The sequence below is a fragment of the Streptococcus sp. E29BA genome, assembly GCF_041807805.1.
Classification (GTDB): domain Bacteria; phylum Bacillota; class Bacilli; order Lactobacillales; family Streptococcaceae; genus Streptococcus; species Streptococcus entericus.
Map to the genome: position 1 here is coordinate 1 of NZ_JBGTZA010000019.1, position 20,512 is coordinate 20,512.

Here is a 20,512-nt window from a genome sequence, read left to right on the forward strand (position 1 = left end):
ACTGGCTCAGTGGCTTTGTAGTAATAGCTTGAACGAGGGATTTTCAAGCAACGACACATGGCTGAAATACTATATTTGTCCTTGTTAGCAGTGATTATTTCCCTTTTCTTGCCATAATCACCGCTGCTTGCTTTAGGATATCGATCTGCATTTCAAGCTCTTTATTACGCTTTCTGAGTTCAATGAGCTCACGCTGTTCATCAGTGAGGTTATCAACCGTTTTACATGAACCCGTTGTTTTGGTCTGTTTCACCCATTTGTCAAAGGTAGAGGGGGTTAACTCATATTCCTTAATGAGCTCGCTACGTTTCCTGCCAGCTTTGTGAAGGTCAACAATTTGTTGCTTAAAGTCATCACTAAATTGACGACGGATTTTTCTAGACATAGAGTTCTCCTGTTTTCTTTAGTGTAGAACACTTTATAAATTCTGTCTAGTTTAGTGTAACCGATTCAGGTACAAATTTTGATGTTGATGGAATAAGTCTTAGATTTGAGACGATTTTTATAATGGCGATGTTTTTCTTAGTCTTGAAATCCTGTGCGATAAAGGTCAGTTTGCCTTTCTGATAGGAGACTTTATACCAAAATAGGATTTCAACTAAGGAAGAATATTTCGCATGAAACTGATATTACTTGATCTTGCGATAGACTGTGTAGGTAAGCAGAGATAGTGAGTTTTGATGCAATACGGGTAAGGGATTCTTTATTGAGGAGGAGTAGAGTCATCGTCTATCTGATGAGCTCAGAGTTTTAATAATTTTTCTTCAAGAGACTAGTTTTAAAGACCCTAACCTTTTGACAAGATTTACATTGAAATCATCTCTTTTTTAAACAGATGAGACCATAAAAGCCACTGATTTCAGTGAAGGGAATTTAGATGGTTTTTGGAGTTAATGGTTACATTAATGGGGATGATAGGCAGGTGTGGCAATAATTTCAATATTTTTTTTGTTGAACAACTTTAGTTACCATGGTATGTTTTTTTAATTCTGATGAGTTGTGTGGTAGGATTCATATGTTTCATAAGATACTTTTTAATGATGGTTTGGTGATTATAGGGCATCAATGACTTCTTCAGTGGTTAGGACTTGGTTAGCAATATAACCAAAGTTGGTTAGAGCAGCATCGTAAGCCTCCTGACCAGGAGCGCCAATGGCATCTTTTGCCACAATCACGTTAAAGCCTGATTCGATCAATTCACGCATGTGGGAATCCACACAGAGGTTAGCGTTCATACCAGCGAGGATGACGGTGTCGATACCGTTTTTGCGCAATTGCAGAGCGAGGTCATTGCTTTCAGGACCGAAAATCTTGTGCGGGCTAGTGAGGATGGTGTCTTCATCCATGAGTTCCTTCATTTCAGGGATAATATCCGCTCCAGAACCATCCACAACAGGGCTGTATTGGCTGTCACGCCAGAACATTTGGTTTTCGATCATCATGGTTTCGCCAGCTGCTTTGAATTGCCACTTGGTGTCATGTGGGTAGAAGTAGTGCGCAGAGATGAAGCGTTTGTAGCCCTTGTTTTTAGCAACAGCAAATAAGTTAATCAAATTCTCGATGGTATTGACCTTTTCAAGAATGTCTTTTGTAGCCCCAAAGCCTTTACCAGCAGGCTTCAAGAACTCTACTTGTGGGTCAGTAATGACGATGGCAACGTTTTTTGGGTTAAACATAAAAATACCTCTTCAATATGATTTTCAGTACCTACCGTTCGGTACAGAAAATAGAGTACCATGAAAAAATCATCTTGTAAAGTATTTGGCTTGAAAAGATGGTATAATTAAAAAAAACGGATAAAAAGGTATGAAGATGACAACCAGAGAGAGGATTTTAAAGCAGACCACTGAATTGATTTATCGTCAAGGTTATCTAGCGACATCAATTAGTGATATTATGGCAGCCAGTGGGGTTGGTAAGGGGCAACTCTATCATTATTTTGCATCGAAACAGGCCATCGGTCTGGAAGTAGTTACTCAGCTTTTAGGGGAATGGAGAAGTCAGCTCTTAGATGGTATTCTTTCCCAAGAAAATCCTAGACAGGCTCTAGTGGCCATGGTGGATTGGTTTTTTGAGTTTCATCAGAATCAGACGGTGTTCTATGGTTGCTCTTTGGGAAATTTGATTGTCGAGTTATCGGCTCAAGAACCTCATTTTCAGGAATTGCTGAAAGCGTTTATGACTGACTGGGAGGAGGCTCTTGTGTCTGTTTTACAAGCAGCTTATCCCGAACGCTCAAGAGGCGCTTGTCGTGAACAGGCAATTAATCTCCTAGCTAGCCTTCAAGGAGGTATTGTATTAGTAAAAGTTCACCAAGACCTAGATAGTCTAACTCTAGTTCGTCAACGTTTATTGCAGGACCTCGGCTTAGTGGCAGATAGGAGCTAATGAGTCTTTGACTTTGGCTTGGTCTTTTGAAAATCGTTAGTCATTAAATGGCGATAATTTTTTGAGATGTCCTCGATTAAACACTTGTGGCAATGAGGTTGTTACAAGTGTTTTTTCATCTTACTCCTGCTGTGAGCGTTACCTTTTTAACCTTGTTTGATACTAGCCTTTATGGTAAAATGGGAGAACAGTTTACCGCTCGGCTATTTTCCAAAAGAGAAAATCGATGAGCTGAAAAAAGTCAAGAAGGAGGCGACTATGGACCTTTATGTGAAGCGGGTCATCATTCACCAATTTAGCCCAGATGATACAGAGCTTCGTTTGGCAGAGCAGCCCTTGGAGTTGACGCCGCGCTTGGATGAGTATTTCCGAAAAAAATTGAGTAAGGTCTTTTCTGATGAGGCAAAGCGCGGGCAGTTTGCAGCTGACAATGCGTTCCTGAGCCTCTTGAGCGATGACCGCTATGAGACCTCTGTCAAGATGGCACAGCTCTGGAAAGAAGAGTTTGTCATCAGCGACAATCAGAAGACCAATGACTTGGTCTTTTTGGATGTTGATAAGGACGGACAGCCGTATTTTGCCTTCTTGCGTCTGACCCTCAAGGAAAATCTGGTGCACAACTCGGTAGATAGCGATAAGCCCATTCAGATGACGACCAATAACCTCCCATCGGCAGCTCAAGCGCCGGATGAGGCTCTCATCATCAATCTGGACACCCGTGATTATTACCTGATTGAGAAGCGGATTAAGCACAATGGCGCCTTTGCCAATTATTTCTCTGAAAATCTCCTTGCGGTAGCTCCTGAGCAGTCGGTCAAAAAGTCCATCAAACTCATGGAGCAGACGGCGCAGAAGATTGCGGACAATTTCAATCAGGACGATTTTGCCTTTCAGGGCAAGATGAAATCAGCCCTCCACAAGAGCTTGGAGGCTGGTCATCAGTTATCGCCTGAGGAGTTGGCTAATCAACTCTTTGATGATAATTTAACTGCTCGGCTGACCTTTGTGGACGAGCTCAAGGAAGCTATCCCAGAGCCGATCAAGCTGACAGACATCGATGCCTCACGCCAGTTAAAAAAGCTAGAAAATCAAAAACTCTCCCTCTCCAACGGCATTGAGCTTTTGGTGCCTAACCATGTTTATGAGGATGCTGACAGCGTGGAATTTATCCAGAACCATGACGGAACCTACTCCATTTTGATCAAAAATATCAAGGACATTGTCAGCAAATAATGTTGAAACGTTTACGACGTTTAATCGTGTTTGTGCTAGTACTAGGTCTGGGTTTATGGAGTGCCCGAACCTATCTGGCAATCAAGCATGTGTTGACCTATCGTCCCTTAGTGCAGGAAGTCTTGGCTGAAACAGGTAGTCCTGCTGGTCAAGACTTGATTTTAGCCATGATATACACCGAGACCAAGGGTAAGTCTGATGACCTTATCCAGTCCAGTGAGAGTCTGACTGGTTTACCAGGTCACATCACGGATAATAAGGAGAGCTTGATCCAAGGCATCACTGTTCTGTCTGAGAATTTCGTGGTGGCTGACAACGCTGGCGTTGATGTTTGGACAGCTGTTCAAGCCTATAATTTCGGTACAGCCTACATTGACTATGTGGCTCAGAGGGGTGGGGTGACGACCGTTGACCTAGCCAAAACCTATTCCCGAGAGGTGGTGGCTCCAAGTTTGGGGAATACCGATGGGCAGACATATTCCTACTACCATCCCGTGTCGATTTGGCATGGAGAACCTATGCTCTTGCGTAATGGGGGGAATTATTACTATGCCAAACAGGTTCAGCTCAACCTCACTTTGATAAAGTTGGTTGCCACTATTGAGGAAAATTGATGTGACTTACTTTTTACCCTTTTTAAAACCCTATCGCTGGCAACTGATTTGGTCGCCGCTCTTAAAACTGTTAGAGGCCTTACTTGAGCTCCTCGTTCCGATGGCTCTCTCAATCATCATTGATCAGGTCTTGCCTCAGCACCAGCCCCGCCTGCTATGGTTCTGGGGGGCTGGTCTGATTGGTCTAGCCATGTTTAATGTGCTTGTTGCCTTGCTCGCTCAGTATCTAGCAGCAAAAGCGTCGGTCGGTTTTGCGACAGCGCTCAATCAGGCCCTGTTTCGTCATGTAACAGGGCTTTCGGTTCATCAGCAACAAGCGCTAGGAAATAGCGCTTTATTGACGCGATTGACAGTTGATGTTCTAGCCTTACAGACAGGGCTCAACCTCTTTCTACGGTTAGTATTACGCGCACCAATTATTGTTTTTGGTGCTGTGGTCATGGCATTTTTCATCAGTCCTTCACTAACTATCATTTATTTATTGATGGTAGCTGGTCTTTTTGGTTTAGTATATGGCCTATCCAGACGTGTTAGCGCTGCTTTTCTGTTCTTGAAACAGCAGCAAGAGAAGTTGTTTTCAGTCATTTCAGAGCAATTATCGGGCATGCGATTGATTCGAGCATTTCATCAAATCGATAGAGAGCAAGCCGATTACTCTAAAAATCAGGAGACCTATACCCATGAAACGATAAAAGCGGCCAATCTGGCTAATCTTATCAATCCAGGAACCTACATCATTGTCAATTTGTCTCTTCTTGTTTTAATTTATCAGGGACGTCAGGATATTTTTGGTGGTCAGCTTAGTGCGGGAGCTTTAGTTGCTCTGGTAAATTATTTATTGCAGATTTTGCAAGAATTGCTCAAGATGATGAGTTTAACGGCTAGCCTTAGTCAGGCTTGGGTGAGTGGTCAGCGGATTAGAGGGCTCTTTTTGGAAGAAGAGGAAAACCTACACCAGACCTATCCGATTGACCGTCAATCAGTGTTGGGTTATGAATTGGAAACGGTTGGTTTGACTTATGGTTCTGCTGATTATCCTGTCTTATCCAATTTATCCCTCACTCTTCCATTAGGGCAATTTGTTGGGATTGTTGGAACAACGGGTGCAGGAAAATCAAGTGTTGTCAATCTTCTGGCAGGCTTATTACCGCCTAGTCGAGGGCAAATTTCCTTAAGGCTAAGCCGAGCGAGTGCAGAGCTGACACTTACTGAATGGCGTCAAGCTGTTCGTCTAGTGCCACAAAAAAGTCGCCTACTGTCTGGGACAATTCGTTCTAATTTGATGCTAGGGCTATCAGCTCCTGTCTCAGACGAGACCTTATGGCAGGCGCTGGACTTGGCACAAGCTAAAACCTTTGTTCAAGCCCTACCTGAACAACTTGATGCGCCTGTAGCGCCACTTGGCGCTAACTTTTCTGGTGGTCAGCGCCAGCGCTTGGCACTGGCTCGTGCCCTGGTGAAGCCATCACCTGTTCTCATCTTGGATGATGCGACATCAGCCTTAGATTATCTGACGGAAATGAAGGTCTTATCTGCGATTAAGGCGCAGTTCCCTGATACCTTGCTCGTGATGGTTTCCCAACGTCTAAAAAATGTGATGACAGCAGAACAGATTCTGGTTCTTGATAAGGGGCAATTGGTTGGTCAAGGGACCCATCAAGAGCTCCTTAGGAGCTCTGCTATTTACCAAAATCTTTATCAGTCACAGCTGAAAGGAGGTGGGGCGAATGATTAAAGGGCTACTCTCTTTTTTAGATGAGTTGAGGCACAGTCGTCTATTTTGGGGAATTGGTTTACTCTTGATGGGGCAGGTGGGACTGACGACCCTTTTTCCTTATCTTTTAGGGAGAATTCTTGACCAACTGTTGATTGAAGGAGCATTCTGGCAGTTGTTGCTGCAATTGGGCACGCTAATACTGCTAAATACATTCCTCCAGTGGGCAACACCACCGCTATATAACAGGCTGGTTGAAACTTATGTTAGCGAGCTGAGGCAGACTACTATGACAAAGACCTTTCGCCTGCCGATAGCGGTTTTGGATAAGTATGGGCAAGGTGATTTTCTTAATCGTCTGACAGTAGACAGCCAGCAACTTAGTCAGGGCTTGATTTTGTTGTTTAGTCAATTTTTACCTGGCGTGATGACACTTGTACTAACCCTAGCCATGATGGCGTACATGAATGGCTGGCTTGTCCTTCTTGTTCTTGCCCTGACTCCTGTCTCTTTTTTGTTGACTCATCGTGTGACAGCATCAGCTCATCGTTTCTATCAAGAGCAGGGAAAAAAACGTGATCAGATGACTCAGTTTTTAGATGAGCACCTGCAAGTTCTCCCTTTGATACAGGCTTATGGTGCACAGGAACAGGTGTCTACACAATTTCAAGAGTTAAGCTCTGAATATGGGAAAAGTAGCCAATCAGCAATTTTTTACAGTTCAACGGTCAATCCCTTGACCCGCTTTGTCAATGCAGTGATTTATGCACTTTTGGTTGTTTTAGGCAGCTATCAGTTGCTTTTAGGTCGGATGACGCTGGGGCAATTAACAAGCTTTTTAACCTATGTCAACCAGTACACCAAGCCTTTCAACGAGATTTCGTCTGTTTTTGCAGAATCACAGGCTACGCAGGTCAGTTATCACCGTTTGTTGGATATGATTGACTTGCCTGAGGAAGCAGATGTCGTCTCAAGTCCTAGACCAGTTGTTCAAGGGGAAATAACTTTTGAGGATGTGAGTTTTGGTTATGAACCTGACCGCTTATTGATGAAGCATCTTGACCTCGAGATTCCTGCTGGTAGCATGGTGGGGATTGTTGGCCCAACAGGTGCTGGAAAGACGACCTTAATCAATCTGTTGATGCGGTTTTATGAGCCTCAAGGGGGACAAATTTTACTGGATGGTCAGCCGATTAAAGCCTTAAAAAAGGCTGACTTTTATGACCACATTGCAGTCGTCTTGCAGGAAACTTGGCTAAAAAAAGCCACTATTGCAGAGAATATTGCTTATGGTCGCCCGTCAGCAAGTCACGATGAGATAGTAGCAGCAGCTCAGACAGCCAATGCAGACTTTTTTATTCGCCAATTGCCACAAGGGTATGATACGATTTTGGATGGTGATCAGGTTGTCTTATCACAGGGACAGGAGCAGTTATTAGCGATCGCTCGGGTATTTCTCAAGTCACCACAAATCATCATTTTTGATGAGGCGACGTCGTCCTTAGATACCCTGACAGAGCAGCTTGTTCAAGATGCGTTGTCAAAATTGATGGTAGGTCGTACCAGTTTTGTCATCGCTCATCGTTTAAAAACCATTCAGTCAGCTGATGTGATTTTAGTGATGGCAGATGGAGATGTTGTAGAACAAGGCATTCATCACAGTCTGTTAGAAGCAGATGGACTGTATGCTAGATTATGGGAGACGGCTACTTCTTAATGTTCAGATAGCTCAAATGTTGGGATTGTCAGCACAGCTCATTTTCAGGTTTATATGGTGAAAAAGTAAGTGATAGACCTTGCTATTTCCTTGCGATTTTGATACAATACACTTAATTAAATATCAGCCTGTGAGACCAGTAGACAGATGGGAAGCTGTTCAGGGAGTTGAGCCGAGACTGCAAGCTCAATCAGTGAAACGCTGTTGAATTCACTCATGTCAAGGGCTAAAATCAAGGTCTGTTCTGACAGGGATGGATAGAAAACGGATGGTACCGCGTGTCAACGCTCCGCTTATTGGGAGTATTGGCATGCGTTTTCTTTTTTTCTGACGAATAGACCACACTAACAAGAAAGGAATCTCATGGATTTACAAACACAACTCAAAGATTTACAGGCGACGACCGTTGCCAAACTCAAGGACATTCGGCACGAGAATGCCAAGGACCTCCAAGACCTGAAAGTGCAGGTGCTGGGGAAAAAAGGTTCCCTGACCGAATTATTGAAAGGTCTGAAAGACTTGTCCAACGACCAGAAGCCGATTGTCGGCAAGATGGTCAATGAGGTGCGTGATGTGCTGACAGCTGCCTTTGACGAAGCAGCACAACTTTTGGAGGAAGCAGCCATCGAAGCCAAGTTAGCTGCCGAAAGCCTTGATGTCACCCTGCCAGGTCGTCTCATCAAGCAGGGAAATCGTCATGTCTTGACGCAGACCAGCGAGGAGATTGAGGACATTTTCCTTGGTATGGGCTTCCAGATTGTCGATGGGTATGAGGTGGAGAAGGACTATTACAACTTTGAGCGGATGAACCTGCCAAAAGACCACCCTGCTCGTGACATGCAGGATACGTTCTACATCACCGAAGACATCTTGCTTCGCACCCATACAAGCCCTGTGCAGGCCAGAACAATGGATCAGCATGACTTTAGCCAAGGACCGCTCAAGATGATTTCACCGGGGCGGGTTTTCCGTCGTGATACTGATGATGCGACCCATAGCCATCAGTTCCATCAGATTGAGGGGCTCGTGGTCGGCGAGAACATTTCCATGGGTGACCTCAAGGGCACGCTTGAGATGATTATCAAGAAGATGTTCGGTGAGGACAGAAAAATCCGCCTGCGCCCGTCTTACTTCCCATTTACCGAGCCATCGGTTGAGGTCGATGTGTCCTGCTTCAAATGTGGCGGTGACGGCTGTAACGTCTGCAAAAAGACGGGTTGGATTGAGATTTTGGGGGCTGGCATGGTTCACCCGCGCGTGCTGGAGATGAGCGGTATTGACCCTGAGGTCTACTCTGGCTTTGCCTTTGGTCTTGGCCAGGAGCGGATTGCCATGCTGCGCTACGGCATCAACGATATCCGTGGCTTCTACCAAGGCGACGCCCGCTTCTCAGAGCAGTTCAAGTAGGAGGGAGCTATGACCATTAGTCGCGTGAGCCCTGACCAGTGGCAGGCGCTTCAGACCTTCTGTCAGGCGACCTTTACAGAGACCTTTGGTCAGGACAATAGCCCAGCAGAACTGGAGGCTTATTTTGCCACAGCTTATAGTGAGGAGCAACTACGTTCAGAGCTTCTGCATCCTCAGTCTGCAACCTATGTCCTGACTGTCGATGGGAACTGGGCTGGCTACCTCAAACTCAACTGGGGCAGTGCACAGACCGAGCAAGAACTCGACAAGGGCTTTGAGATTCAACGGATTTACCTGCTCAAGGCCTATCAAGGTCAGGGGTTGGGACAGGCCTTGTTCAATTTTGCCTTGGAGCAGGCCGACCAGTCTGGACAGGACTGGGTCTGGCTGGGGGTGTGGGAGCACAACCACAAGGCGCAGGTTTTTTATGAGCGATATGGTTTTGAAAAATTTTCAGAGCACCGATTTCCTGTCGGAGACAAGATTGATACCGACTGGCTGATGAAACGGAGGATTACCAAATGACCCCAGAACAGTTATGGAAAGAATATAAGACAGTTAACCCTCAAGCAGGAGATGACTATGAGGCTTGGGCCTTCGGCGTTTTGCCAGATGAACTCGCTCAGTTAGTCCTAGACGGTACCAAAACCGCTACCGCCTCTGGCTATGACCTTTATGCTCTAGATAATGACCCTCTGCCAGAAGCAGGTAGCTATGATGTTGTCTTAGATGGTCAAGGCAATGCTGTCTGTGTAATCCAAGTGACTAAGGTCTATGTCACGCCCTTTGATGAGGTGAGCGCAGAGCATGCCTACAAAGAAGGCGAGGGCGACCGCAGTCTAGCCTACTGGCGACAAGTCCATGAAGACTTTTTCAAACCTTATTACGAAGAAGCAGGACTTGTCTTCAACGGTCATTCAAACATTGTCTGCGAAGAGTTTGAAGTGGTGTATCCAATCCTATATCAGGAGTAACAAACGAGCGTTAGCGAGCGTATCAACTGTCTCCTCTGTAGTGAAAGAGGCTGGACAAAAGTTCTTTTCTCTCCATTTATTATCATAAAGTCAGCAAGACGCAGTGGTTGAGTGGGCTCTAATACGCTGATTTCATCAGCTTTTACAGCCCCACTCAACTGTGCGGAGGCGGGACGACAAAATCGAAACCTTCGGGTTACCGATTTTTGTCCCACTCTCACGGAAGTTTGGAGACTTTAGGCTCCAAACTTAGGAATGGAACTCTGTAACTTTGCTAAAACAGTCTCCTAGACTGTTTTACCTACCGTCCGCACCACTTAAGGAAACAGTCAAAATAAAAAATAAAGAAAGAAGAACCCATGTTAGTATCTTACAAGTGGCTAAAAGAGCTGGTCGACATTGGTGTCCCAGTCGCTGAATTAGCCGAAAAAATGTCAACGACAGGTATCGAAGTAGAGGGCGTGACTACACCTGCTGAGGGCCTGTCCAATATCGTGGTCGGTCATGTCCTCTCTTGCGAGGATGTGCCTGACACCCATCTCCACCTCTGTCAGGTGGACACTGGTGACGGTGAGCCCCGCCAAATTGTCTGCGGAGCGCCTAATGTCCGCGCAGGCATCAAAGTCATGGTGGCTCTGCCAGGGGCTCGGATTGCCAATAATTACAAGATTAAAAAGAGCAAAATCCGTGGGCTGGAGTCTCTCGGCATGATTTGCTCTCTGGGGGAGCTAGGTGTTTCTGACAGCGTGGTGCCTAAGGAGTTCGCCGATGGTATTCAGATTTTACCAGAGGAGGCTGAAGTTGGTAGCTCCGTCTTTCCTTATCTGAGCATGGACGACGCCATCATCGAGCTCTCCATCACCCCTAACCGTGCCGACGCCCTCTCCATGCGTGGTGTTGCTCACGAAGTAGCAGCGATTTACGGTAAGTCGGTGCATTTTTCGGAAAAATCGCTGAGCGAAAGCCAAGATCAGACTGCCGATAAGCTTTCGGTGGCTATCGAGACCGACAAGGTGCTCAGCTATCAGGCTCGGGTGGTGGAAAATGTCACCATCGCGCCAAGCCCGCAATGGCTGCAAAACCTGCTCATGAACGCTGGTATTCGTCCCATTAACAACGTGGTCGATGTGACCAACTACATTCTGCTCTACTATGGACAGCCCATGCACGCCTTTGACTTGGATAAGTTTGACGGTAACCACATTGTGGCTCGTCAGGCTCGGGACGGAGAGACCATCATCACCCTTGATGGCGAGGAGCGAGAGCTGGTGACTGACGATATCGTGATTTCGGTCAATGACAAGGCTGTTGCCTTAGCAGGTGTCATGGGAGGTCAGTCAACTGAGATTGATGAGACCTCTAAAAACGTGGTCTTGGAAGCTGCTATTTTCAATGGTAAGTCCATCCGCAAGACCTCTGGTCGTCTCAATCTACGTTCGGAAAGCTCTTCGCGTTTTGAAAAAGGCGTCAATGTGGCGACGGTTTCAGAAGCTCTGGACATGGCAGCAGCTCTTTTGCAAGAGCTGGCAGGTGGTCAGCCAACGGCTGGTAGCTTGGTGGCAGGTGATTTGGACACCGAACCAGTTGAGGTGACTAGCAGCCTTGCCCATGTCAACAGCCGTTTGGGAACAGAGCTGACCTATGCTGATGTGGAGCAGATCTTTGCCCAGTTGGGCTTTGGCTTAGAAGGATCTGCCAACAGCTTTACGGTCAGTGTGCCAAAACGTCGCTGGGACATCAGCATTCAGGCGGATTTGGTCGAGGAAATTGCCCGTATCTACGGTTATGATAAGCTCCCAACTACCCTGCCTGAGACAGGTGGGACAGCAGGCGAGTTGACGATGACTCAGCGCCTCCGTCGTCAGGTGCGAACCTTGGCAGAGGGGGCAGGCTTGACTGAGGTGGTCTCCTATGCCCTGACCACGCCAGAAAAGGCGACAGCCTTTACCCCAGCACTGACTGCCCAGACAGAACTCATGTGGCCGATGACGGTTGACCGTTCTGTCCTGCGTCAAAACATGGTCTCTGGTATGCTGGACATTGTCGCCTACAACGTTAACCGCAAGAATAAGAACCTTGCCCTCTATGAAATCGGCAAGACCTTTGCCCAGACTGGCAACCCACAGGAAGACCTACCGACTGAAATCAACGGTTTCTCCCTTGCTCTGACAGGACTGGTGACAGATAAAGACTTCCAGACCCCAGCTGTGCCAGTCGATTTTTACTATGCCAAGGGCATCTTGGAGATGCTCTTTGTCAAGCTAGGACTTGAGGTGACTTATGTGCCAATGGTAGAGCTGGCTAGCCTGCATCCAGGTCGGACAGCAGCGATTCAGCTGGCAGATGGCACCAGCATTGGCTTTATCGGTCAGGTGCACCCGCAGACAGCTAAGGCTTATGATATTCCTGAGACCTATGTGGCTGAGCTCAACCTGACAGCGATCGAGGCTGCCCTGCCAGAAGCGGCTATCTTTACAGACATCAGCAAGTTCCCAGCTGTTAGCCGTGATATCGCTCTGCTATTGCCAAAAGAAACTAGTCACCAAGCGGTGCTGGAAGCCATCGCAGCAGCTAAGGTCAAACGCCTGACAGCCATCAAACTCTTTGACATCTACGAAGGGGATAAGCTGCCAGCAGGCACCAAGTCCATGGCCTACAACCTGACCTTCCAAAACCCAGAAGCCAGCCTGACGGACGAGGAAGTCGCGACATTTATGGATAAAATTACTAGCTCTCTGACCAACACACTCGGTGCAGAGGTGCGGTAGAAGCAATTAACACTTTATCTTAGGAATCGAACAACCACTAAAAAACGTTCGGTTTAATTGGCATATCTTTAAAAAAAGATAAAAAATAATGCGTTTTTTATCTTTTTTTGTTATACTTAAGCAAATGCAGTAAGGAGACTAGACCATGACAACAGATATTGCAATTGCTCAGGCAGCAGTTCTTCAGCCTATTGTGGATATTGTTGAACCTTTTGGAATTTGTCCAGATGATTTGGAGCTTTATGGGAAATATAAAGCTAAGCTGTCTTTTGAGAAAATAGCTCAGCTATCCGATCAGCCTTTAGGGAAATTAGTATTGGTGACAGCCATCAATCCAACCCCAGCTGGTGAAGGTAAATCAACCATGACTATCGGCTTGGCTGATGCACTGAATAAAATAGGACAGAAAACCATGATTGCTTTGCGCGAACCATCTCTTGGACCAGTCATGGGGGTCAAGGGTGGTGCAGCTGGCGGAGGTTATGCACAGGTTCTGCCTATGGAGGACATCAATCTGCATTTCACTGGGGACATGCACGCTATTACAACAGCCAACAATGCCTTGGCTGCCTTGATTGATAATCATCTCCAGCAGGGGAACGAGCTAGGCATTGACCCCCGTCGTATCATCTGGAAACGCGTTGTTGACCTCAATGACCGTGCGCTTCGTCAGGTAATCGTTGGGCTGGGCAGTCCTGTCAATGGTGTGCCTCGTGAGGACGGCTTTGACATCACGGTAGCCAGTGAAATCATGGCTATCTTGTGCTTAGCGACCGATTTAGACAATCTTAAAGAGCGGTTGAGCAATATTGTAGTCGCTTATCGCTACGATAAATCACCTGTCTATGTCCGAGACCTGCAGGTTGAGGGTGCTTTAGCTCTCTTGCTCAAAGATGCGATCAAACCTAATCTGGTACAAACCATTTATGGCACACCAGCTTTTGTTCATGGCGGACCATTTGCTAATATTGCTCATGGCTGTAACTCTGTTTTAGCAACAAGCACCGCTTTACGACTAGCAGATGTGGTGGTAACAGAAGCTGGTTTTGGTGCTGATTTGGGGGCAGAGAAATTCCTGAACATCAAGACACCACAATTACCTGTGCAACCAAGTGCAGTGGTCATTGTCGCAACCTTACGAGCACTCAAGATGCACGGCGGTGTTGCCAAATATCAGTTAACTGATGAGAATGTCAAGGCAATAGAAGCAGGTTTTGCTAATTTAGCGCGGCATGTGGAAAACATTAGAACATTTGGTATTCCTGCGGTGGTTGCCATCAATGAATTTGTTACTGATACACCTGCTGAAATTGCTAAACTCAAAGAGTTATGTGCTACTATTGATGTGCCAGTCGAGCTGTCTAGTAGTTGGAAAAATGGCGCTGCTGGTGGCGTAGCTCTAGCTGAAACCTTAGTTGAAGTCCTAAAAGAGGATAAGGCAAGTTACCAACGTCTCTATGCGACTTCTGATCAGTTATTGACCAAGGTCGAAAAAGTTGCTAAAACAATCTACCGTGCCAAGTCTGTGACCTTGACCCACACTGCAAAGCAACAACTAGCCGATATTGAGAAAAATGGTTGGGGAGACTTACCAATTTGTATGGCAAAAACGCAATACAGCTTTTCAGACAATCCAGCCCTTCTTGGGGCACCTGAAGAGTTTGAGGTAACCATCAGAGAATTTGTCCCAAAAACTGGTGCAGGTTTTATTGTAGCCTTAACAGGTGATGTGCTGACCATGCCAGGCTTGCCGAAACAACCAGCCGCCCTCAATATGGACGTCTCGTCAGACGGTAGAGCTATTGGTTTATTTTAGTCCTCTGTGTGGTGCTAGAAGGTCAGTTGTGACACGAGCAACACATCTTGTAACATGATTGACAAAAAAGTGCTTAAATAATACAGTTTGGTTAAATCATCCCTAAGGCTATTGAAAAAGCAGTTGTTTGTGCTATGATAGAGATAGTCTCGAAAGAACAAGGAGAAATAACCATGCGTAAAAAAATGATTCTGGGCTCAAGTGTGGCTCTGACATTATTGACTTCAGGGATTGTTCAGGCACAAGATGTCGTTTGGACACCTCGTACAGCAGATGACGTGGCTGCAGATTTGAGTCAGCAGGGCCATCAAGCGAGTTATACCATCAAATATGGCGACACGCTTAGCACGATTGCTGAGGTACTGGGTGTTGATGTTGAATTATTGGGTAACATTAACCAAATCAGCAACCTTGATTTGATTTTCCCTGGAACTGTGTTGACAACAACTGTTAATGAAAACCATGCAGTGACAACTCTTGAGATTCAAGCGCCAGCAAGACAAGAAGCAGAGCCTGCACAAGCCAGTATCAATCTAGAAACAAACCAAGCAGTTATCAATAATCAAGTAGTGGACTTGGCAGAAGTAACAAGTAGCGAAACTCCTGCTGAACAGCCAGCAGTAGAGGTAACAGCTCCAGTAGCAGAAGCACCTACTGAAGTTGTTCCAGAAGTATCAGAAACTGAGGCTGAGGTGATTGAAGAAACAGTTCCAGCAACACCAGTTGCTGAAGCAACGCTTACTGAGGAAGTTACTCCAGAACCCCCAGTTACTATCGAAGTGGTTAAAGCTCAGCCTGAGACCACAACAGTTGAGACACCTGATTCTGCCGTTACAGCACCAGCACCTGTTGAGGCGGCGCCTTCAACTGAGCCAGTAGCTTCAGTAGCACCAGCTCCAGCTGTGTTAGAACCTGTTGTTGCGACAACTCCTGTTGAAGCTGCTCCAGAGGTCGTTGAAAAAGTCGTAGAAACCCCTGTGGCAACAACTGTCGCTCCTGCGGTTACCGCAACTGCTCAAGCCACGACATTTACAGGATCTGAGGCAGGTTTGCAGCCACATGTTGTTGCCTACAAACAGGAAGTCCTATCGGCATTTGGTTCCATGTGGGTGCATGGCTACCGTCCTGATTCCGGTGACCACGGTAAGGGACTAGCTCTTGATTTTATGGTGACAGATAATGCTGCGCTTGGGGACCAAATTGCAGCCTATGCGGCCTCACATATGGCAGAGAAAAAGATTTCATACATCATTTGGAAACAGCGCTTTTATGCGCCTTATGAGAGCAAGTATGGTCCTGCCTATACTTGGAACTTAATGGAAGACCGTGGCAGTGTCACTGAAAACCATTATGACCATGTGCACATTTCATTTCTTCCATAGTCAGGATAAACATTAAAAGCTGGGCAATAGGTCCAGCTTTTGTGTATAGATTTAGTGAGAGCAATAATGTATTAGGTGAGATTGCCTTTATACCCGAGGTAACCCAGTTTAGCTCAGTTTAAGTTAATTCTGTTATCTTACCTTAACTAGGCATTTACGATAGAGCTTAGCCGTGCTATAATAGCATAAAGGAGGCAAGAAGATGATTAAAGCATTGTTAATTGAAGATGATTTGAATTTGTCCAATTCTATTTTTGACTTTTTAGATGATTTTGTTGACGTGATGCAGGTGTTCGATGGTGACGAGGGACTGTACGAAGCGGAGAGTGGGGTTTACGATTTGATTTTGCTCGATGTGATGATTCCTGAGAAAAATGGTTTTGATGTGCTGAAAGAACTGCGTGCTAAGGGAAATACAACTCCTGTCTTAATCATGACTGCTAAAGAAGATCTTGATGACAAAGGTAAGGGATTTGAACTTGGAGCAGATGACTATCTAACCAAACCATTTTATTTAGAAGAGTTGAAAATGCGTATCCAAGCTCTATTGAAGCGTTCAGGCAAGTTGACTGATAACAATCTTCAGTACGGTAACGTTGTTGTTGATATGGCAACCAATACGACTACTGTTGACGGTGTTGAGGTTGAATTGCTCGGCAAAGAATTTGAGTTGCTGGTTTATTTTATGCAAAACCAAAATGTTATTTTGCCTAAAACACAAATTTTTGACCGTATCTGGGGCTTTGATAGCGATACAACGATTTCAGTTGTAGAAGTATATGTATCTAAAATTCGTAAAAAGCTTAAAGATAGTGACTTTGGGCATAATTTACAGACCTTGAGGAGTGTGGGGTATATGTTGAAAGATGCGAAATAAGTGGTACGGTCAACAACCCAAGCACGATGAATCGTCATTCAAACTGTTTTTCTCTGTGTTCACCATCATTTTCCTTGTGATGACCATGATTATCATTCAAGTCCTAAATAGTGGTATCTATGGCTCTGTGGATAAGAGTTTGTTCGAAGCGCGGGACAATATTAACCAATATGTTGATTTTCAGATGTCACTTCCGACAATGGAAGAGTTAACTTGGGCAATACTTAATGAAAAAGAGGCAGATAATCCACAAGATGAGCGTCCAAAACTAAAACCTAATCGGTACCTTGCAGCAAATATTGACGTTGTTCTTTATGATGCAAAAGGAAAAATTATTAACCAAATGGGCTATATGGCGCAACCCTATGACTTTCCTTTAGATGACTCACGTTTGAACGTTATTGAACAAGAAAAGATTCTAACCTATTGGGGGAAAGAAGAGTATTATCGGATTATTACTGTTCCAGTAGGCAATCTTAATTACCCCGAGATTGCTTATGCCAGCATTTTGGTGAATACGGAACAGCTTGACATCAGTAACAGGCGAACGGTTCGGGTTGTGATTAGTGTCATGATATTTTTCTGGGTGGTGTCACTTTTTGCAAGTATTTATCTGGCTCAGCGGACGAGAAAACCGATTTTAGAGAGTTTTGAGCGACAGAAAAAATTTGTTGAAAATGCCAGCCATGAACTAAGAACCCCTTTGACCGTTCTTCAAAATCGTCTAGAGAATCTGTTTAGAAAACCGCAAGCTACTATCTTGGACAGTAGTGAGAGTATTGCGGCTAGTCTGGATGAGGTACGCAATATGCGCTTGCTGACGACTAATTTGCTCAATCTAGCTCGGCGAGATGATGGTTTGACGCCTGAATTAACGATAATTCAGCCAGAATTTTTTGATACGATTTTTACCAACTATCAATTAGTCGCTGATGAAAATAGCAAAATGTTCAAGGGCATCAACCGTCTGGAGCATGCAATTCGCTCAGATAAAACCCTGCTGAAGCAATTGTTGACTATTCTATTTGATAATGCAGTTAAATATACAACAGACGATGGACACATCATCTTGACAGTTAGTCAGGTGGAGAAGTCTTTGCTTGTTGAAGTTGCCGATAATGGTGTTGGCATCTCAGAGTCAGATAAAATTAAGGTATTTGACCGTTTTTACCGAGTGGACAAGGCAAGAACAAGACAGACAGGTGGCTTTGGTCTAGGCCTATCTTTGGCCAAACAGATTGTCCATAGCCTAGGTGGCACGATTAAAGTTAGAGATAATCAGCCTAAAGGGACGGTTTTTGAAGTTAAATTACCTCTACAACAGATGAGCTAGGGCAAATGTCCTAGCTCGTCTTGCTTTCCTTTTGAAACCATGCTATAATGACCAAACACAGGAGTTTATATGAATAAAAGAATACGATATGGTCTGGCAGCTCTTGCTTTGTCAACTCTGTCTCTCTATCCTGTAGCGAGCAAGGCAATTCGCCATTACCAGCAAAAGCTGGTTCGTTTAGGAATTGCTGAGCAAGCAAAACAGGCCGAAGCAGCTGATGATGACGTGATTAAGCAGGGGCAAGCTGCGGTAGCAGCTAACTTTTATTACCAGCAATTAAGCAAAAAAGAACAGGCAGATTACATTCGACTGGTCACAGCTTTGCGGCAATTCGATACAAAATCACCCTTTAAAACGACGTCTAGTGACCGTTTGAAACGCATCTATCTGGCAGTGACCTACGATTTTCCAGAGTTTTATTGGCTATCAGAACAATCAGAAATTGATTTTTCTCAACTAATCTACCCCAAAGATGCCAAAGAAACTTATCAGCGTGTGCAAAGAGTAGCAGATGAGGTTATTGCGCAGATGCCTGACGGTAGCGATTACGATAAGGTCAAGTACCTTTACGAATACGTTATCCAACATACTCAGTACCATACAGAAGCCTTAAACAATGAATCGTTGATTTGGCAAGACCAGAGTGCTCGTTCTGTTTTTCTGGAACAAGAGTCTGTTTGTGCAGGATACAGCCGAGCTTTCCAGCTTCTCTGTCAAAAAGCAGGGCTCAATTGCCTCTACGTTGCTGGGGATATTGTTGCTTACGATTATCCGCATGCGTGGAACCTTGTTGAGATTGATGGTGATTATTACCCTGTAGACACCACTTGGGGAGACCCAACCTTTGAATCAGCTGTCGCTGGTCAAGATGCCAATCACATTAATTACAGCTATCTTTGTACACCGCGAGAGATTTTTGAGCGAACCCATACTGCATGGACAGGATTTGACAGTCCTGTTGGAGAGGCACTGGTCTATCCGGCTCTAGCAGAGAATGCTCTTAACTATTATGTGCTGAACGGTTCCTATTTTGAGACGTATGATGAAACTGCATTAACTAACTTTATCGCAGAAAACGTTAAAGATGCTTCAGTCAAGGAGATTAGCTTTCAAATGGGAAATCAAGTTGCCTATGAGACAGCCTTTTCGGTCTTACAATCAGACACCTCACCAGTTCATGCCATGTTAGGGCATTTACCCAATTATCAAGGTTATGAGTTTTATGGTGACCAGCACACCTATCAGCTAACCATCAAGATTCCGCGCTAAATAATTTGGGTACAAATCAACAATAACAAAAAACCAGTTCTTTTTTGAAGGAACTGGTTTGTTGTTTTGGTATTATGCCAATTTTGACGCAAGGCGTGCTTTATCACGACTTGCTTTGTTTTTGTGGATCAAGCCTTTTGACTCAGCCTTGTCGATGCTAGAAGAAGCAGCGCGGAACAACTCTTCAGTTGGGTTTGCTTCAAATGCTTTAATCGCTGTACGCATCGCAGATTTTTGTGATGAGTTCTTAGCGTTTTGTTTAACGTTAAGCTCAGCACGTTTGATAGCTGATTTGATGTTTGCCAATGTTTTCACCTCCATTTATCTTAACTATCCCATTATATAGCAAAAACTCTCATTTGACAAGTGGAAATTACTTTTTCAGAAAAAATTTTATAAGAGGTCAAACTAGACTGCATTTTGCAGGATGTGACGGTGGATAAGCAAATCGTCTTTATCTAGGTAGTCTGCCTGCTCAGAACCACCAAACACTAAAGCTGGCGTAAAGAAATAGCACTCATTTGGAGCCAATGGTCCTAGACCTTTGACAGCTTCTTGATAAAGAGGTTGTTTGAGGAGGTCAGTTGTAAACTGGTATTCAAGAGCGAGTTGGCTAAAGAAATCTTGCCACTGATAGGCTAGAACAGGGGGTTGTCGATAATGAATGTCGAGAAGAGCGATATCGCTGGTGGTATCATCAAGGTGGCGATAATAAATCAGATTACCAAAGGCCGTTTTGAAGAGAGGGATACGGTCTAGAGAATCCTGACCCAGCCAAGCATTTAAGGTACCCTGATAATCTTTGGGGTTAATGATGGTCAGTAAGCCATCAGCTAATTCCCTTTCGCCATGCTGTAGCAAAAAATCCTGCAACTCTTGAGGCAAGCGGTGGTTATAATCAGCTAATTGCTCTGCAGAAATGTTGCTAATTTGCTTACCGGGTGGAAATTTTCTCAAGAAACGAGCAAAAAGCTGAGTTTCTTTTTGCTTTTTGAATAAGTTGAAAAATGACATCAGTAC

At 44.9% G+C, this 20,512-nt stretch carries 17 protein-coding genes and 1 pseudogene; 14 read left to right on the plus strand and 4 right to left on the minus strand.

What is annotated here, in order from left to right:
• Positions 1-385: pseudogene (locus tag ACERC8_RS05965) on the minus strand (transposase); the annotation flags it as partial.
• Between the two features lie 667 nt (positions 386-1,052).
• Positions 1,053-1,676, minus strand: a complete 624-nt coding sequence (locus ACERC8_RS05970; RefSeq protein WP_373658985.1) for a cysteine hydrolase — start codon at positions 1,674-1,676, stop codon at positions 1,053-1,055.
• A gap of 130 nt (positions 1,677-1,806) precedes the next feature.
• On the opposite strand from ACERC8_RS05970, the gene ACERC8_RS05975 reads away from it, so the two are divergent.
• From ACERC8_RS05975 to ACERC8_RS06040, 14 genes are all read left to right on the plus strand, one after another.
• A complete protein-coding gene (locus ACERC8_RS05975) occupies positions 1,807-2,388 on the plus strand; it encodes a TetR/AcrR family transcriptional regulator (protein WP_373658986.1) in 582 nt (193 codons plus the stop codon).
• 258 nt (positions 2,389-2,646) lie between these two features.
• The gene (locus ACERC8_RS05980) at positions 2,647-3,621 is read left to right on the plus strand and encodes a nucleoid-associated protein (RefSeq protein ID WP_373659019.1); all 975 of its coding nucleotides are present in this window, start codon (positions 2,647-2,649) and stop codon (positions 3,619-3,621) included.
• The gene (locus ACERC8_RS05985; RefSeq protein WP_373658987.1) at positions 3,621-4,235 is read left to right on the plus strand and encodes a lysozyme family protein; all 615 of its coding nucleotides are present in this window, start codon (positions 3,621-3,623) and stop codon (positions 4,233-4,235) included. Before ACERC8_RS05980 ends, ACERC8_RS05985 begins: the two co-directional genes overlap by 1 nt.
• A gap of 1 nt (position 4,236) precedes the next feature.
• A complete protein-coding gene (locus ACERC8_RS05990; protein ID WP_373658988.1) occupies positions 4,237-5,970 on the plus strand; it encodes an ABC transporter ATP-binding protein in 1,734 nt (577 codons plus the stop codon).
• The gene (locus ACERC8_RS05995; RefSeq protein ID WP_373658989.1) at positions 5,963-7,666 is read left to right on the plus strand and encodes an ABC transporter ATP-binding protein; all 1,704 of its coding nucleotides are present in this window, start codon (positions 5,963-5,965) and stop codon (positions 7,664-7,666) included. The genes ACERC8_RS05990 and ACERC8_RS05995 overlap by 8 nt, the downstream gene beginning before the upstream one ends.
• A gap of 363 nt (positions 7,667-8,029) precedes the next feature.
• Complete coding sequence (gene pheS, locus ACERC8_RS06000) at positions 8,030-9,073, plus strand: phenylalanine--tRNA ligase subunit alpha (RefSeq protein ID WP_373658990.1); 1,044 nt, start codon at positions 8,030-8,032, stop codon at positions 9,071-9,073.
• A 9-nt stretch (positions 9,074-9,082) separates the two neighbouring features.
• Positions 9,083-9,598: a GNAT family N-acetyltransferase gene (locus ACERC8_RS06005; protein WP_373658991.1), complete on the plus strand. Its 516-nt coding sequence runs from the start codon at positions 9,083-9,085 to the stop codon at positions 9,596-9,598.
• A complete protein-coding gene (locus tag ACERC8_RS06010; RefSeq protein WP_373658992.1) occupies positions 9,595-10,047 on the plus strand; it encodes an ASCH domain-containing protein in 453 nt (150 codons plus the stop codon). Before ACERC8_RS06005 ends, ACERC8_RS06010 begins: the two co-directional genes overlap by 4 nt.
• A gap of 359 nt (positions 10,048-10,406) precedes the next feature.
• A complete protein-coding gene (gene pheT / locus ACERC8_RS06015; protein ID WP_373658993.1) occupies positions 10,407-12,815 on the plus strand; it encodes a phenylalanine--tRNA ligase subunit beta in 2,409 nt (802 codons plus the stop codon).
• 145 nt (positions 12,816-12,960) lie between these two features.
• Entirely contained in the window at positions 12,961-14,631 is a 1,671-nt protein-coding gene (locus tag ACERC8_RS06020; RefSeq protein ID WP_373658994.1) for a formate--tetrahydrofolate ligase, read from the plus strand.
• Between the two features lie 173 nt (positions 14,632-14,804).
• Positions 14,805-16,013, plus strand: coding sequence for a LysM peptidoglycan-binding domain-containing protein (locus ACERC8_RS06025; protein ID WP_373658995.1), 1,209 nt, complete (start codon positions 14,805-14,807; stop codon positions 16,011-16,013).
• Between the two features lie 202 nt (positions 16,014-16,215).
• Positions 16,216-16,890 carry a response regulator transcription factor gene (locus ACERC8_RS06030; RefSeq protein ID WP_373658996.1) on the plus strand — a complete coding sequence of 225 codons (675 nt, stop codon included), beginning with the start codon at positions 16,216-16,218 and terminating at the stop codon, positions 16,888-16,890.
• Entirely contained in the window at positions 16,880-18,223 is a 1,344-nt protein-coding gene (locus tag ACERC8_RS06035; protein ID WP_373658998.1) for a sensor histidine kinase, read from the plus strand. Before ACERC8_RS06030 ends, ACERC8_RS06035 begins: the two co-directional genes overlap by 11 nt.
• 69 nt (positions 18,224-18,292) lie before the next feature.
• Positions 18,293-19,492, plus strand: coding sequence for a transglutaminase domain-containing protein (locus ACERC8_RS06040; RefSeq protein ID WP_373658999.1), 1,200 nt, complete (start codon positions 18,293-18,295; stop codon positions 19,490-19,492).
• A 72-nt stretch (positions 19,493-19,564) separates the two neighbouring features.
• Here the strand turns inward: ACERC8_RS06040 and rpsT are convergent, their stop codons facing one another.
• Both rpsT and ACERC8_RS06050 read right to left on the minus strand, forming a co-directional pair.
• Complete coding sequence (rpsT, locus tag ACERC8_RS06045) at positions 19,565-19,813, minus strand: 30S ribosomal protein S20 (RefSeq protein ID WP_018368578.1); 249 nt, start codon at positions 19,811-19,813, stop codon at positions 19,565-19,567.
• A gap of 87 nt (positions 19,814-19,900) precedes the next feature.
• Complete coding sequence (locus ACERC8_RS06050; RefSeq protein WP_373659000.1) at positions 19,901-20,506, minus strand: T6SS immunity protein Tdi1 domain-containing protein; 606 nt, start codon at positions 20,504-20,506, stop codon at positions 19,901-19,903.
• Positions 20,507-20,512 lie beyond the last annotated feature (6 nt).